Source organism: Streptomyces kurssanovii (assembly GCF_040677245.1).
Lineage (GTDB): Bacteria > Actinomycetota > Actinomycetes > Streptomycetales > Streptomycetaceae > Streptomyces > Streptomyces kurssanovii.
Window position 1 is genome coordinate 1 of sequence record NZ_JBFAQK010000046.1, and the last position, 14,897, is coordinate 14,897.

General features: G+C 77.0%; 2 protein-coding genes. Both read right to left on the bottom strand.

All coding sequences use genetic code 11. The features are described from left to right. Positions 1-217: 217 nt before the first annotated feature. Complete coding sequence (locus tag AB0K36_RS25750; RefSeq protein ID WP_364598714.1) at positions 218-8,257, bottom strand: non-ribosomal peptide synthetase; 8,040 nt, start codon at positions 8,255-8,257, stop codon at positions 218-220. 25 nt (positions 8,258-8,282) lie between these two features. Further along, complete coding sequence (locus AB0K36_RS25755; RefSeq protein WP_364598717.1) at positions 8,283-14,669, bottom strand: SDR family NAD(P)-dependent oxidoreductase; 6,387 nt, start codon at positions 14,667-14,669, stop codon at positions 8,283-8,285. Positions 14,670-14,897 lie beyond the last annotated feature (228 nt).

The window sequence follows — 14,897 nt, forward strand, 5'->3', positions numbered from 1 at the left end:
GGTCCCGGGTCCCGGGTCCCGGGTTTCGGGTCCCGGGTCCCGGGTCCCGGGTTTCCGGGTCCCGGGCGTCCGTGGTTGCCGTCCGGGCCCCGGGGTCCGTGGTTGCGGTCCGGGCCCCGGATTCGGGCCAGGGGTTCGCAGTTGGGCTCGCGGTCCGGGTCCGGGCTCGGGTTCGGGTTCGGGTTCGGGTTCGGGTTCGGTCCGGGTTCGGGTGGGCTCAGACGGTGGCGGCCTCCGGGAACGCCTCGTCGGCGAGTGCCCCGAGGTCGGCCGCGGTGAACAGGGTCTCCAGGGCGACCTCGCGCCCGCCGTCGGCGGTGATCCGCGCGGCGATCCGCAGCAGTTGCCTGCTGGTCGCGCCGAGCGCGAACAGGTCCTGGCCCGGCTCGAGTTGCGCGGCGTCCACGCCGGTCTCCGCGGCGACGACCCGGGCGAGCCGCGCGAACGCGGCGTCCGCGCCGGGAGCGGAGGCGTCCCGGGCCGGGACCGAGGCCGCGGGGGCGAGAGGGCCGGGGTCGGGGTCGGGGTCGGCCGGGGTGTCGGCGCCGATGCCCCACAGGGCCCCCATCCGTGCGGACAGCGCGCGCCCGCCCACGGGCTGCGTCTGCGAGACGGCTGCCGCGGGCACGGGTGCCTCGGCGCTGTCCCCCGCCGGTGCCGCCGGTGCCGCCGCGGCGGATGGGCCGGCCGGCTCCTGTCCGGGCGTCGCGGGGGCGGCCGGGACGGGGAGGGGGAAGGTCACGCGGGTCAGGGGCGTCGCGGGGAGGGACGCCTTGGGGGTGGTGAGGGCGGGCCAGGTCACCGGTTCGCCGGCCAGCCATGCCGTGAGCGCCTTCGTCTCCTCCCCCGCCGCTACGGCGCGGTGTTCGACGGCGCCGGCCCCTTCGCTGCGGACGCGGCGGGCGAGGTCGCGCAGCGCGGCGGGGGCCTGGGCGCGGCCGGTGACGACGCCGGCGCGGGCGGGCCGGTCGGTGCGGCCCTCGCGCAGGGCGCGGGCCGCCGCGGCGGTGGTGAGGGCGGGGTCGTTGTCGAAGGCGGTGGCGAGACGGTCGGCGAGGTCGGCCAGGTTGCCGGGGGTGTCCGCGGACAGCGGCAGCGCCAGGGCCGTGTCGCCGCCGGTCCCCGGAGCCGCGGCGGGGGCGGGGGGTTCCTCGACGACGAGGCTGCCGTAGGAGCCGCCGCCGGCGAAGCCGTTGACGAGCGCCCGGCGCGGAGTGTCGGGGGCGGTGCGCCAGCGGTCGGCGCCCGGTGCGGCCAGGGTCACCGCGCCGGGCGTGCGGGCGAGGGCGGGGTTGACGGCGGACGTCAGCCGGGTCGGGTACACGTGGGTGCGGCGGAACTGGGCGATGAGCTTGCCGAGCTGCGCGAACACGGACGCGGCCTCCAGGTGCCCGGTGTTGGGCTTGACCGTGCCGACCGGTACGGGCGCGGGGTCCGGGCCGGGTGCGCCGAGGAGCCGCTGCAGGGCGGTGAACTCGAGCGCGTCGGCGAGGGCGGCGCCGGCCGCGGCGGCCTCCACGTAGCCGATGTCGGCGGGCCCGAGGCCGGCGTCGTCGAGCGCGGCGCGCATGGTCTCCTCCTGCCGCTGCGGGTCGGGGATGCCGAACTGCCGTGTCGTGCCGGAGTGCTGGAGCGCCCCGCCGCGCAGGACGGCGTGCACCGGGTCGCCGTCGGCCAGGGCCTGTTCGAGCGGTTTGAGGAGTACGGCGCCGACGCCTTCGCCGACCTGCCAGCCGCCGGCCCGGTCGGTGAAGGCGCACGAGTCGGCGTCCTTCGCGAGCAGGCCCATCTCGGACAGGACGTCGAGGTGGTCGGGGTGGAGGACCAGGTTGGACGCGGCGGCGAGCGCCGCGTCGCAGCGGCCGCTCGCCACGGCGCGGAACGCGGCCTCGACGGCGGCGAGTCCGGACACGCACCCGGTGTCGAGGACCACGCTCGGTCCGGTCAGGCCGAAGGCGTGGGAGGTGCGGTGGGCGAGTCCGCCGCGGGTGGCGTGGGTGCTGCCGGGGCGCTGTGCGGCGCGGGCGGCGACCCCGTACAGGGCGTGGTCGTGCCACATGGTGCCGACGAACACGCCGACCTGTCCGGCGGCCGCCAGCCGGCCGGGGGTGAGTGCGGCGTCCTCGAGGCAGCGGCGGGCCACCGACAGCAGCAGTCGCTCCTGCGGGTCGATCGCGGCGCCTTCCGCGGTGCTGATGCCGAACTCCTCGGCCTCCACGGACAGGACGTCGTCCAGGTATCCGCCGACATGGGCTCCGGCGTGCCGGGCGTGCGGGTGCAGCGGCGCCCACCGGTCGTGGAGGGCCGGCCCGGTGGCGGTGGCGCCGGCGGCCAGGAGGGTGTCGAGTTCGTCCAGGGTGCGGGCGCCGGGCAGGTCGGCGGCGAAGCCGACGACGGCGACGGCGCGCTGCGCGCCGCCCCCGCGGGCCGCCGGGTGGGCGGCGGGGCCGGTCCCGGTGGCGGGGGCCGGGTCCGCGGCGGGCTGCTCGGCGGTGGCGGGCGCGAGGGCGGCGCGGGCGGCGCGGCTGTGCGGGGTGAGGGCCCCGCCCCACAGGGACAGCAGCAGTTCCTGGTCGGCGTCGAGGGCGAAGTCGCCGCGGACGGCGTCGAAGTCCATCTCCCCCACCGCGCACAGGCCAAGGCCCCGTTCCGGTGCGCCGGTCAGCAGCAGCTGGGCGATGTGCCCGGCCTCGATGGTGGAGAAGCGGGCGGCGTTGCGTTCGCCGTAGGCGGGGGCGATGGCGGCCGGGGTGGAGACGAGGAAGACGCCGAACGCCGACCCTTCCACGAGGGCCCGGTTGTGCAGGACGTGGAGGTCGGTGCCGTAGCGGGCGCCGGGCGCGACGGCGATCAGGGCCCGCTCCGCGGGGTGCAGGTAGTACAGGCCCGGTTCGGCCGCCTCGACGGCGCCGGGGGCGATGTAGACGTACACCTGGACGGGGTAGAACCCGCCGCCCGACGGGTAGCGGCGTTTGGCGCGGCCCTCGAGTTCGCCCCAGGTCACGGTGGACAGCAGGGACAGCAGGTCGTGGGCGGGCAGCGGGCCGTCGGCGAACTCGCGGAAGGAGGAGGCGTCGAACAGGGCGCGGGCCTCCGCGGGGCCGGCGTCCGGCACCGGCAGCCGGCGCATCGTCCCCGGCAGCCGGCGCTCGGCGACGCGGGCGTCCTTGAACGCGGCCTTGGCCTTCGGGTCGAGCGCGATCCGCACATCGGCCGCCCGGCCGGCGGGAACGGCGGCGGAGGCGGCGGGGGCGGGTGTCGTGGGGGCGGCCGGGGTGGCGCAGGCGGCGATGCTGCGGGGGGTGGGGCTCTGGATCAGCACCTCGACGGGGACCTGCGCACCGCCCGACACGGTCTCGATCTCCTGGGCGAGGCGGATCATGGTGAACGAGGTCGCGCCGAGGTCGAACAGGTCGTCGTCCGGGCCGACTTGGTCCACGCCCAGGATGCCGGCGGCCGTGCGCGCGACCGTCTCCGCGGTGACCGGCCCGCCGGCCGCCCCGTCCTTCTGTGCGGGAGCGGGGGCGGGGGCGGGTGCGGGGGCCGTGAGGGCGGTCAGGGCGTTGAGTGTCGGCTTGCTGATGAGCGCCTCGACGGGCAGGGCGGTGCCGGTGAGCCGCTCGATCTCCTGGGCGATGCGGATCATGGTGAAGGAGGTGGCGCCGAGGTCGAACAGGTCGGCGTCGCCGTCGAGTTCCTCGACGCCCAGGACGTCGGCGACGGCGCGGCGCACCTCCGCGTCCACGTCCGGGACCGCAGCCGAGGCCGGTGCCGGCGCCTGTTCCGGTGCGGCTGCGGCTGCGGGTCCGCCTGCGGCGGTGGCTGCGGGCGGGGTGTCGAAGAGGCGGGCGGCGGCCTGCCGGTCCAGTTTGCCGTTGGTCGTCAGCGGCAGCTGGGCCACGAAGCGGTAGCGGCTCGGCACCAGGTAGGCGGGCAGCGTCTCGCCCAGCGCCCGGCGCAGGGCCGAGACGTCCGGTGCGCCCTCCGGGCCGGCCGCCACGCACACGGCTGCCAGGGCCTGTTCGCCGGAGCTCTCGTCGTGGACGGGGAGGACGCGGGCCTCCGCGACGCCGGGCACGTCGGTGAGCGCCGCCTCGATCTCCTCCGGTTCGATGCGCAGCCCGCGCAGCTTGAACTGGTTGTCGATCCGGCCGAGGTAGCGGATCTGCCCGTCCTCGGCGAGCAGTCCGAGGTCGCCGGTGCGGTACAGGCGTGGCGAGGGGTCGTCGTCGGGGAAGGGCGAGGCGATGAAGCGTTCGGCGTTCAGTTCGGGCCGCCGGTGGTAGCCGAGGGCGACCTGCCGGCCGCCGATGACGATCTCCCCGGGGGTGCCGGCGGGCACCGGGCGCAGGTCCTCGTCGAGGAGGTGGATACGGGTGTGGGCGACGGGACGGCCGATCGGGACGGTGGGCTCGTCCCAGTCGGGCCGGCAGGCCCAGTGGGTGACGTCGACGGCCGCCTCGGTGGGCCCGTACAGGTTGTGCAGTTCGGTGCCGGTGCCGAGCACCTCGTAGAAGTGCCGCATGGTGGCGACGGGCAGTGCCTCGCCGCTGGCGAACACGTACCGCAGGGCGGTGCACCGGGCGGCGGCCGGGTGGCGCAGGAACATGCCGAGGACGGACGGGACGAAGTGGGTGACGGTGACCTGCTCGTCGTGCAGCAGCCGGGCCAGGTAGGCGGGATCCGCGTGGCCGCCGGGGCGGGCGACGACGACGGAGGCGCCGGCGATCAGCGGCCAGAAGAACTCCCAGACCGAGACGTCGAATCCGTAGGGGGTCTTCTGGGCGACGCGGTCGGCGGGCCCGAGGGGGAAGCGTTCCTGCATCCACAGCAGGCGGTTGGCGACGCCCTGCTGGGAGTTGCGGCAGCCCTTGGGCTTTCCGGTGGTCCCGGAGGTGTAGATGGTGTAGACGGGGTCGTCGCCGACGACGGTGACGGCGGGCGCGGTGGTGGGCCGGCCGTCCAGGGCGGCCCGGTCGGCCGCCCGGTCGGGGCAGACGACGAGCGCGCCCGCCGCGGTGGGGACCGCGGCGTGCGCCTGGTCGGCGACGACGACGCGGGCGCCGCTGTCGGCGAGGAGGTAGCGCACGCGCTCGGGCGGGTTGGCCGGGTCGACGGGCACGTAGACGGCGCCGGCCCGTACGACGGCGACGAGCGCGGTGACCAGGTCGGGCGAGCGGTCCATGTGCACGGCGACGTGGTCGCCGGGGCGCACGCCGAGGGCGTGCAGGTGGTGGGCCAGGCGGGCGGTGCGCTCGGCAAGTTGCCGGTAGGTGACCGTGCTGCCCTCGTACCGGACGGCGACACGGTCGGCCCGGCCGGCGAGGGCGGACTCGAGGAGGCCGGCGAGGGTCAGGGGGGTGCGGTCGTCGACGGGGCCGACGACGCGCAGGTCGGTGCCGGGTGCGACATGGCCGTCGGCGAGGACGACGGTGTCGGGGCGGACGTGGCGGGACCCGGCGTGCTCGCCGGTGCCGTCCGCGGCGTACGGGGCGGCCTGCCGGCCGGCGCCGGCCTCGGGGGCGGCGTAGGCGTCGGGGTCGACGTAGGCGTCGGCGACCGCGTGCAGGTCCTCGGCCCCGGCCGCCACGGGCGCGGCGGCCGGGGCGGGCGCGGTCGTAGTGGTGGCGGTCGTAGTGGTGGCGGTGGTGAACTGCCGTACGCGGTCGGCGTAGCGGTCGAACATGGCGTCCAGCACGGCGGGTTCCAAGGTGCCGTCGGCGGCGTCCCACTGGCCGGCCAGTTCGTCGCCGACCAGGAGCGGCACATGGTCGAGGGCGACCTGCGCGGTCTGCGACTGGCTGGTGCGCAGGGTGACGCCGCTGGGGTGCAGTGCCGGGTCGATCTCGGGGACGCGGGTGAAGACGACGGGCAGCCGCAGCGCGCCGCCGGAGCGGAACACGCGGGTGCGCAGTTCGCCCAGGCCGGGCCGGACGTCGGAGCGTTCGAGGTCGGCGCGGACGCGGGCCCACAGTGCGCGGGCGCGGTCGGCGAAGTCGTCGGGCAGGGTGTCGTCGACGGTGACCCAGGCGAGCTGGGTGAAGTCGGCGACCATGGCGTCGGCGCCGGGCAGTGAGGCGGGCCGGTCCCAGGAGACGACGGTGACGGTGAAGGGCCCGGCGTCGGCGAAGTGGGCGCGCAGTTCGTCGGTGTAGGCGGTGAGCAGCACCATGTCGGCGGGGACGCCGATGGCGGCGGCGCGTTCGCTCAGGGTCCGCCAGGAGCCGAGCGGGGCCCTGCGGTGGGCGCGGGTGGCGCCGGGTGCGGGGTCGGGCAGCGGCGGGCCGGGCGGCAGGGCGGCGAACTTCTCGCGCCAGGCGGCGCGGGCGGCCAGGTCCTCGGGGCTGCCCGGCCGTGCGGCGAGGGCCCGCAGATGTGGGACGGGGTCGGCGGGGCCGGTGAGGACCGACTCGTCGCCGTCGTGGAGGGCGAACAGCTGCCCGAACAGCAGGGCGAAGCTGCGGGCGTCGGCGATCAGGGCGTCGAGGAGGACGTGCAGCACGGTGGTGCCGTCGGGCAGGGCGCTGGCCTCCAGGGCGTACATGGGGCGGCTGCCGAGCGGGAAGGCGCCGGCGCGCAGCCGTTCCCCGGTGGCGGCGAGCGCGGCGTCGGTGCCGGCCGATCCGGTCAGGTCGTGGCGCCTGATGCGGTACACGTCGTCGGGGTCGTGCGGGGCCACGGTGAGGGTGCCGTCGTCGTGGACGGCGGCGCGCAGCATGGGGTGGTGGGCCACGAGCCGGTTCCAGGCCAGCTCCAGCCGGTCCGTGTCGTGCCGTTCGAGGAGGAATTCCTGGTAGACGCGGGTCTGTGCGCCGCCGTCGAGGCCGCCGATCCGGCCGACGAGGTAGGCGGACTGGACGTCGGTGAGGGGCACCGGCCGGCCGTCGTCGCCGTGCCCGGCCACGGCCGCCGCGGGGGCGGGCGTGGTGGTGAGGGCGGCGGGGGTGGTGAGGGCGGCGGTGCCGTCGTCCGCGAGGCGTTCCAGGAGGCCGCGCAGGGTCTCGAACGCGGCCCGGGTGCGGGCGGTGTCGAGGGCGGTGGGGGCGAAGTCCCAGGACAGCAGCAGGGCGCCGTCGCGTTCTTGGACGCAGCTTTCCAGCTGTACGCCGGAGGTGAGGGTCGCGGAGGCGTCCTGGTCGATCCGGGTCGCCCAGTGGGCCGGGTCGCCGGGTTCCGTGAGGGTGCTGAGGCTGCCGAGGAGGCTGGTGAAGACCATCGGGACGGCAAGGCCCCGGCGGCCCGGCTCGGTCCTCGCGCGTTCGCGCAGGGCGCGGATGCCGCTGACCGCCGCGTGTTCCAGGTCCTGCCACAGCCGGCCGCGGACGAGATCGACGCGCTCTGCGAGCGTTCCGGCCGGTGGTGGTGCCACGAACACGGACGTGGACAGGAACGGGCCCACCACCCGTGCCACGTCCCGGTGCACGGGGCGGCGGTTGTAGGTGGTGAGCACCACCGGCAGCGGGCCGGGCGCATCGCCCTGCACGGCGGCGGTGCACAGGGCCAGCAGCAGGGCGGTGGGGGTGGCCCGTATCTGCTGGGCCGCCTCCTTCACCCGCTGCCAGCGCCCCGGTTCCAGGCGCAGGGCGAGCCTGCTGTGCGCCGGCGCCTGCGGGTCGGCGGCGCCGGCCAGCGGCAGGGGGCGGTCGAAGTCGACGCCGGTGAGCTGTTCGCGCCAGTACTCCAGCGAGGCGGCCGGCACGGGGCGGCCGTGGGCGGCGGTGACGTAGTCGCGGAAGGAGATCCCCGGCGGCGTGGGGGCGGCGGCGCCGGTGTAGCGGGCGTACCACTGCTGAAGGAGCAGCGAGACGCTGGGCCCGTCGGCGATCAGCTCGTCCACGGTGAACAGCACCCGGGAGCGGTGGCCGGGCAGGTGGGCGACGCGGAGCGCGAACAGCGGCCAGCTGTGGGCGTCGAAGCCCTCACGGGCCCGGTGGCGCAGCCGTTCGAGTGCCGTGGCCGCCTGTGCGGGGGCGGTGTCGGTCAGGTCGGTGCGCTCGATGCGGTAGGGGGGCACCTGCGCGAGGACCTGCTGGCGGCCGTCGGGCAGGATCCGGGCGCGCAGCATGTCGGTTGCGGCCACGAGGTCGTTCCAGGCGGCTTCCATGCGGTCGGTGTCGAGGTGTTCGGCCTCGAACTCCAGGTGGATCTGGGTGCCCGCGCCGGTGCCGCCGCCCAGGGTGCGTCCCGCGAGGAAGGATTCCTGGACTTCTGTGAGCGCGAACGGCTCGTACCGGGTGTCGGGGTCGTTCTGCGGCATGGCGGGGCTCCGGTTCCCTCTGCGGTCAGGCCTGGTCGGGGGCGTGAAGGGCGGACAGGTGGGCGAGGAGTTCGTCGACGCTGAACTCGCTGAGCAGCTGGAGCGCGAGTGTGTGGCCGAACCGCTCGGTGATCTCGAAGCGGAGGTTCATCAGGCCCAGGGAGTCCACGCCGAGTTCGACGAGGGTGCGGGCGGGGTCGATGGGGCCCTCCGCCCCGGGGCCGGCGGCGAGTTCACCGACGAGCGCGGCGACGGCGGCCAGGCGCGGGTCGCCGGACACGGCGGCGGCCGGGGACACGTCCGGGGCGGCGGGACGCCCGTCGCCGTCCGCCGCGGACGGGCCGGCCGGGGCCGGGGCCACGTCCGGGACGGGTGCGGGCGCGGGGACGGCCAAGGCGGGCGCGGCGGCCAGGGTGGACGTGCCCAGGACGGGCGTGGGCGCGACGGGGGCGGGCGTCGGAACGGCGACGGCCGTCGGGGTCACGTCCAACGCGGGCGCGGGCAGGGCGGGAGCGGTCGGCGTCGGCGCGGCGGGGGCGGTCGCGGTGGCGGTGGTGGTGCCGGACGGGGGCAGCCAGCGGCGGGTGCGCAGGAACGCGGACGGCGGCAGGGGCACCACGCCCGTCGTCCCGGTGCCGGCGGCGGGGGTCCCGAGGTCGATCTCCCAGCCGGTCACCCACAGTTCGGCGAGCTGCTCCAGGCGTCCTGACCGCCACAGGGTGGCGACGAGCGCGTCGGTCTCCGGCGCCTGGGCGGCCCGGTCGCGGGCGACCGTGCCGGTGCGGACGATCCCCGTGCCGGGGGCGCCGTCCGCGAACCGGGCGAGGGCGGTGGCGAGTTCGGCGGTGCTCGTGGCGACGATCGCGAGCCGGTGTTCGCGGGCGGCGCGGCCGGTGCGCAGGGTGCGGGCGATCGCGGCCAGGCTCGTGGAGCCCGCGGGGCCGGCCAGGTGACCGGCCAGGCGCCGGGCCGTGGCGGTCAGATGCTCGCCGCTCGGGGCGGACAGGAGCACCAGCTGCGGTGCGCCGTCGGCGGCGGCGGCGGACGGGGCGGCCGGCTCGTACTCCTCCACGATCACGTGCGCGTTGACACCGCCCGCGCCGAAGGAGCTGATGCCCGCCCGCCTCGGTAGTTCGCGGCCGGCCGCGTCGCGCAGCCTGGGCCAGGGGCCCGCCTCGTGCTGGAGCGTGAAGCGGGTGTCCTCCAGGCGCAGTTGGGGGTTGACGGGCTGGGCGTGCAGGGTGGGGGCGAGAGTCTTGTGCCGCAGCTGGAGCAGCACTTTGGTCAGGGCGGTGATCCCGGCGGCCGACTCGCCGTGCCCGACGGCGGACTTGACCGAGCCGAGCGAGCACGGCACACCGGCCGCGGCGCCCTGGCCGTAGGTGTCGTTCAGGGCGGTGAGTTCGACGGGGTCGCCGAGTTCGGTGCCGGTGCCGTGGGCCTCGATCACGTTCACGGTCGCCGGGTCGGTGCTCGAGCGCCGCAGCGCCTCGCGCAGCACGCGGGCCTGGGCGCGCGGGCTGGGCGCGGTGAAACCGTTGGTGCGGCCGCCGTGCGCGACGGCGGTGCCGCGGACGAGGGCGTACACGGTGTCACCGTCGGCCAGTGCCCTTGAGAGTCGCTTGAGGACGACGGCCCCGGCGCCCTCGCCGGGCCCGAATCCGGCGCCGCCGGCGCCGAAGCTGCGGCACAGGCCGTCCTCGGCGAGGAACCCGGAGCGGGCCAGCATCCGGAACCGGGAGGGGTGCAGGTAGAGGTTGACGCCGCCGACCAGCGCGGCCTCGCACTCGCCCTGCCGCAGGGCTTCGACGGCCTGGTGCAGGGCGACGAGGGAGGAGGAGCAGGCGGTGTCGACGGGCTGGCTGGGGCCGCGCAGGTCCAGGAGGTAGGACAGCCGGTTGGGCAGCGACCAGTAGTGCCCGGAGGGCATGTCGCGTTCGCCGGCCGCCCACCGCTCGGCGCCCAGCAGCGGATAGTCGGCGCTGGTGATCCCGGCGAAGACGCCGACGCTGCGCGGTTCGCCGTCCGGTGCGGTGAGCGCCTCGAGCCTGGCGCCGGTGAGACCGGCGTCCTCCATCGCCTCCCAGGCGACCTCGAGGAAGAGCCGCTCCTGCGGGTCGGTGAACGCGGCCTCGTGGGCGGACAGGCCGAAGAACGCCGCGTCGAAGGCGTCGACACGGTCGAGGAAGTGGCCCTTGGCGTGGACGCCGCCGCTGTCCGCCCACCGGTCGGTGGGCAGGTCGCCGACGGTGTCCTTGCCGACGAGGAGGTTCTCCCAGAACGCGTCGGGGCCGTCCGCGCCCGGGTAGCGGCCGGCGAGGCCGACGACGGCGAACGCCTCCTGCGCGGCGGCCTGTCCGGCGGGACCGTCCGACGGTTCGCGGGCCGGTTCACGACCGGGCCGGGTGGCCGAGGCCGCCGGGGCGGCGAGGGCCGGAGCGGCGAGGGCGGGGGTGGGCGCGGGGGCGGGGGCGGGCGCGGAGGCGGGGGTGGAGGCGGGGGTGGGGGTGGGCGCGGGCAGGCTGCGGGCCAGGTGGCCGGCCAGCTCGTGCACGTCGCGCACGCCGAACAGCGCGTCCGGGCCGATCGGTGCGATGCGGGCGCTGAGCTTGGAGGCGAGGGTGCGGATCATCACCGAGTCCAGGCCCAGCGCCTCCAGGGAGGTCCGCGGCCCGATCGTCCCCGGTGCGTGGCCCAGGGTCTCGGCGACGGTACGGGTGACCATGTCGACCAGGTCCCCGTCCGGAGCGGCCCCTCCCCCGGGCCCGGCGGCGGGCTCCGGCACGGCGGCCGGCTCGGCCACGGCCGCGGGTGCGGCCGCCGGTTCGGGTGCGGCTTCGGTTGGGGTGGGCAGCAGGTGGAGTTCTGCGAGGTGGCGGTGCCAGGCGTCGGCCCTGCCGTGGAAGAGGGAGACGACCTGGGGGCCCTGCGGGGAGAGCAGCCGTTCGAGGGCGCGGGCGCCGAGGGCGGCCGGCAGCGGCACCATGCCGACGTGTTCCTCGACCACGTGGCGGACCGGTTCGGGGATCGTCATGCCGGGCACGTCCCACAGCGGCCACTGCACGGACAGGGTGCGTCCGTGGCGCTGTCCGGCCGCGACGAGGGCGGCGCGGTGTTCGGCGAAGGCGTCCAGGCGGCCGTTGGCGTAGGCGTAGTCGCTCTGGCCGATGTTGCCGCTGACGGCCGCCACCGAGGAGAACAGGACGAACACGTCCAGCGCCAGGGCGGCGGTGGCCTCGTCGAGGGCTGCGGTGCCGGTGGTCTTGGGGGCCAGGACGGCGGCCACGTCGTCGCTGCTCTTACGCAGCAGGTAGGCGTCGCGTACGACGCCGGCGGCGTGGAAGACGCCGGTCAGGGTGCCCTCGTGGGCGAGGATGTCGCTCACCAGGGCGGCCGCGCCGCCGGGTGCGGTGATGTCCGCCTGCACATAGCGCACGGGGCCGCCGGGGGCGGGGCGGTGGGCCGGGTCGAGGTCCGCGAGGGGGGTGCGGCCGCACACGACGACGCGGGTGCCGGGGTGGGCGGTGAGCCGGGCGGCGAGGTCGCGTCCGATGCCGCCGGCGCCGCCGGTGATCAGGTGGACGCCGCCGGGGCGGAGGCTGAAGCCGTCGCGGGGCAGGGTGGCCGGATGCAGGACGCGGCGTGCCCTGCGGTGGCCGCGCAGATCGGCGAGGTGGCCGAACTCCGGCTCCGGGCAGGCGAGTTCGGCACGTATCAGGGGTACGGCGGCGGGGCCGTCGTCCACGACGAGCAGGGCGCGGCCCATCAGGCGGGGGTTCTCCTGACGCAGGCTCTGGACCAGGGCGCGGGCCGCGTCGGCGCGCAGTTCGTCGGCGGTGACGGCGAGGAGGGTGATGCGCTGGGTGCGGAAGGCGGCCAGCGTCCGGCGTACGGCGTCGAAGGCGGCCGTCTCGTCGCCGGTGAGCCGCAGCACGAGGGCGACGGTGTCGGGTGCGGTGTCCTGCGCGGTGGGCAGGGCGTCCAGGCTGCTCGCGCCGAGCGCGGCGGCGAGGTCGCCGGCCGGGTCGTGGGCGAACAGGGGCAGGGCGGGGGGCTGCCGGTGGGGCAGCGGGGTGTCCTGCCAGCCGGGTGTGTAGAGGACCAGCTCGTCCAGGAGCCGCTCGTCGACGGCCGGCCCGGCGGGCGCAGAGGCGGGCGTCGGGGCGGGCGCCGGGGCGGGGACGGCGTAGTGGCGGTCGGGGGCGAAGGCGTATCCGGGGGCGGGGATCCGGCGGTGGTCGGCGGGCGGGCAGACGCGGGACCAGTCGACCTGCTGGCCGGCCACGTAGCGGCGGGCGTTGTCGTGGCGGGCGTCGTCGCCGTAGTGGCCGGGGCCGGTCGCGGGGTCGATGCGGCGGGGGTCGGGTTCGCCGGCGGCGAGCTTGTCGAGGGAGTCGAGGAGTTCGGCGCGGTCGGCGACCAGCAGCGCCACCCGGTGGGGGTGGTGGTCGCGGGCGCAGGCGAGGGTGTGGGCGAGGTCGGTGAGGGCGGCGTCGGCGCCGGCGGGTGAGCGCAGCCAGCGGGCGAGTTCGGCGGCGCGGTCGGCCGGGGCGGTGGGCCGGCGGCCGGACAGGGGCACGGTCACGGGCCGGTCGGCGGGGGCGGAGGTGGGGCGGTGGGGGGCTTGTTCGACGACGACGTAGGCGTTGGTACCGCTGAAGCCGAAGGAGCTGACGGAGGCGCGGCGGGGCCGTCCGCCCGGTACGGCGGGCAGGGTGCGGCGTTCGGTGGTGACGGTGAAGGGTCCTTCGCCGAAGGGGATGGCCGGGTTGAGGGTGTGGGGGGTGCAGTGCAGGGAGGGCGGGATGTCACCGGTGCGTACGACGCCGATGGCCTTGAGGAGGCCGGCGAGGCCGGCCGCGGCGGAGGTGTGGCCGACGTTGCCCTTGACGGAGCCGATCGGGACGCTGCCCGCGGGGCGGGCGGCGGGAGCGAACACCTTGTTGAGGGCGGTGACTTCGATGGGGTCGCCGAGCGGGGTGCCGGTGCCGTGGGCCTCGACGAAGTCGATGCCGGACGCGTCGAGGCCGAACCGGCCGAGGGTGTCGCCGATGAGGCGGGCCTGGGAGGCGGCGCTGGGGGCGGTGATGCCGTTGGTGCGGCCGTCCTGGTTGAGTCCGCTGGCGCGGACGACGGCGTGGACGGGGTCGCCGTCGGCCAGTGCCCGTGACAGGGGTTTGAGGACGACGACGGCGCAGCCCTCGCCGGGGACGATGCCGTCGGCGGCGGCGGCGAAGGGCCGGCAGCGGCCGGTGGGCGAGAGCATCCCGGCGCGGCTCATGAACACGTGCGGCAGTTCGGTGAGGTAGAGGGTGACGCCGCCGACGAGCATCATGTCCGCGTCGCCGAGCCACAGCGCCTGGCAGGCCTGGTGGAGGGCGACGAGCGAGGACGAGCAGGCCGTGTCGACGGTGACGGCGGGGCCTTTGAGGTCGAGGTGGTAGGCGATGCGGGCGGCGAGGAGGGAGTTGGAGTTGCCCTGCATGACCTGGGCGAGGCGGGCGTGCTCGCTGTGCCGTTCGATGAGGTCCTGGTAGTCGTTCATCATGACGCCGGCGTGCACGCCGCAGCGGGTGCCGGCGAGGTCGGCGGTGCGCTGCCCGGCGTGTTCGAGGGCGCGCCAGGCCTCCTGGAGGAAGAGGCGGGCCTGCGGGTCGGTGAGTTCGGCCTCGCGGGGCGGCATCTTGAAGAACGCGGCGTCGAACCGGTCGGCGCCGTCGACGAACGCCCCCCATTTGGACACCGATTTGCCCTCGGCCTCGGGGCGCGGGTCGTAGTGCTCCTCGATCCGCCACCGCTCGGCGGGCACCTCGGTGACGAGGTCGTCGCCGGCGAGCAGCCGCTGCCAGAACGTGTCGGCGTCCGCGGCTCCGGGGAAGCGGGCGCTGTACCCGATGACGGCGACGGGCTCCGGCGCCCGGCCCCCGGCCGGGCCCGGCCGGGCCTGTCCGCCTGCCGCGGGCCCGGTCCGCGACGGTGCCCCCGCCGGGCCGTCCCCGCGGGGCTCCTCTGCGGCCGCCCGCAGCAACGCGGCCGCACGGTCACCGGGCACCGCCGGCCCGGGACGTGCCGGAGTCCCGGCCCCATCGGGCGCCGGGCCGCTCTCCCCCGCTGCCGCCCGCAGCAACGCGGCGGCGCGGTCACCGGGCACCGCGGGCACGGGACGCGACGGGGCCTCGCCCGCACCGGGCGCCGCAGGTGCGGGACGCGCCGGGTCCCCGGTCGCACCCGACCCGCCGCCGGCCGCAGCCACCGAGCTGCTCTCCCCCGCTGCCGCCCGCAGCAACGCGGCCGCGCGGTCGCGGTCCACGCCGTCGGCCGCAGGTGCGGGACGCGCCGTAGCCTCACCCGCCGCCGGTCCGCCCTGCCCTCCGGCCGCCCGCAGCAACGCGGCCGCACGGTCACGATCCACCGCGTCAGGTGCCGCAGGCGCCGGGCCGCCTCCGCCGGGGTGCCCCTCTCCCGCTGCCGCCCACAGCAGCGCGGCGGCATCGGCCCGGCCCACGGCAACGGGGCGGGCAGGGCCGAAATGTGACGGGGCGTCTGACGAACCGGCCGCTGGGCCGCCATCAGGGTGCCGCTCCCCCGCTGCCGCCCGCAGCAACGCGGCGGCGCGGTCACGGTCCACGCCGCCGGGCGC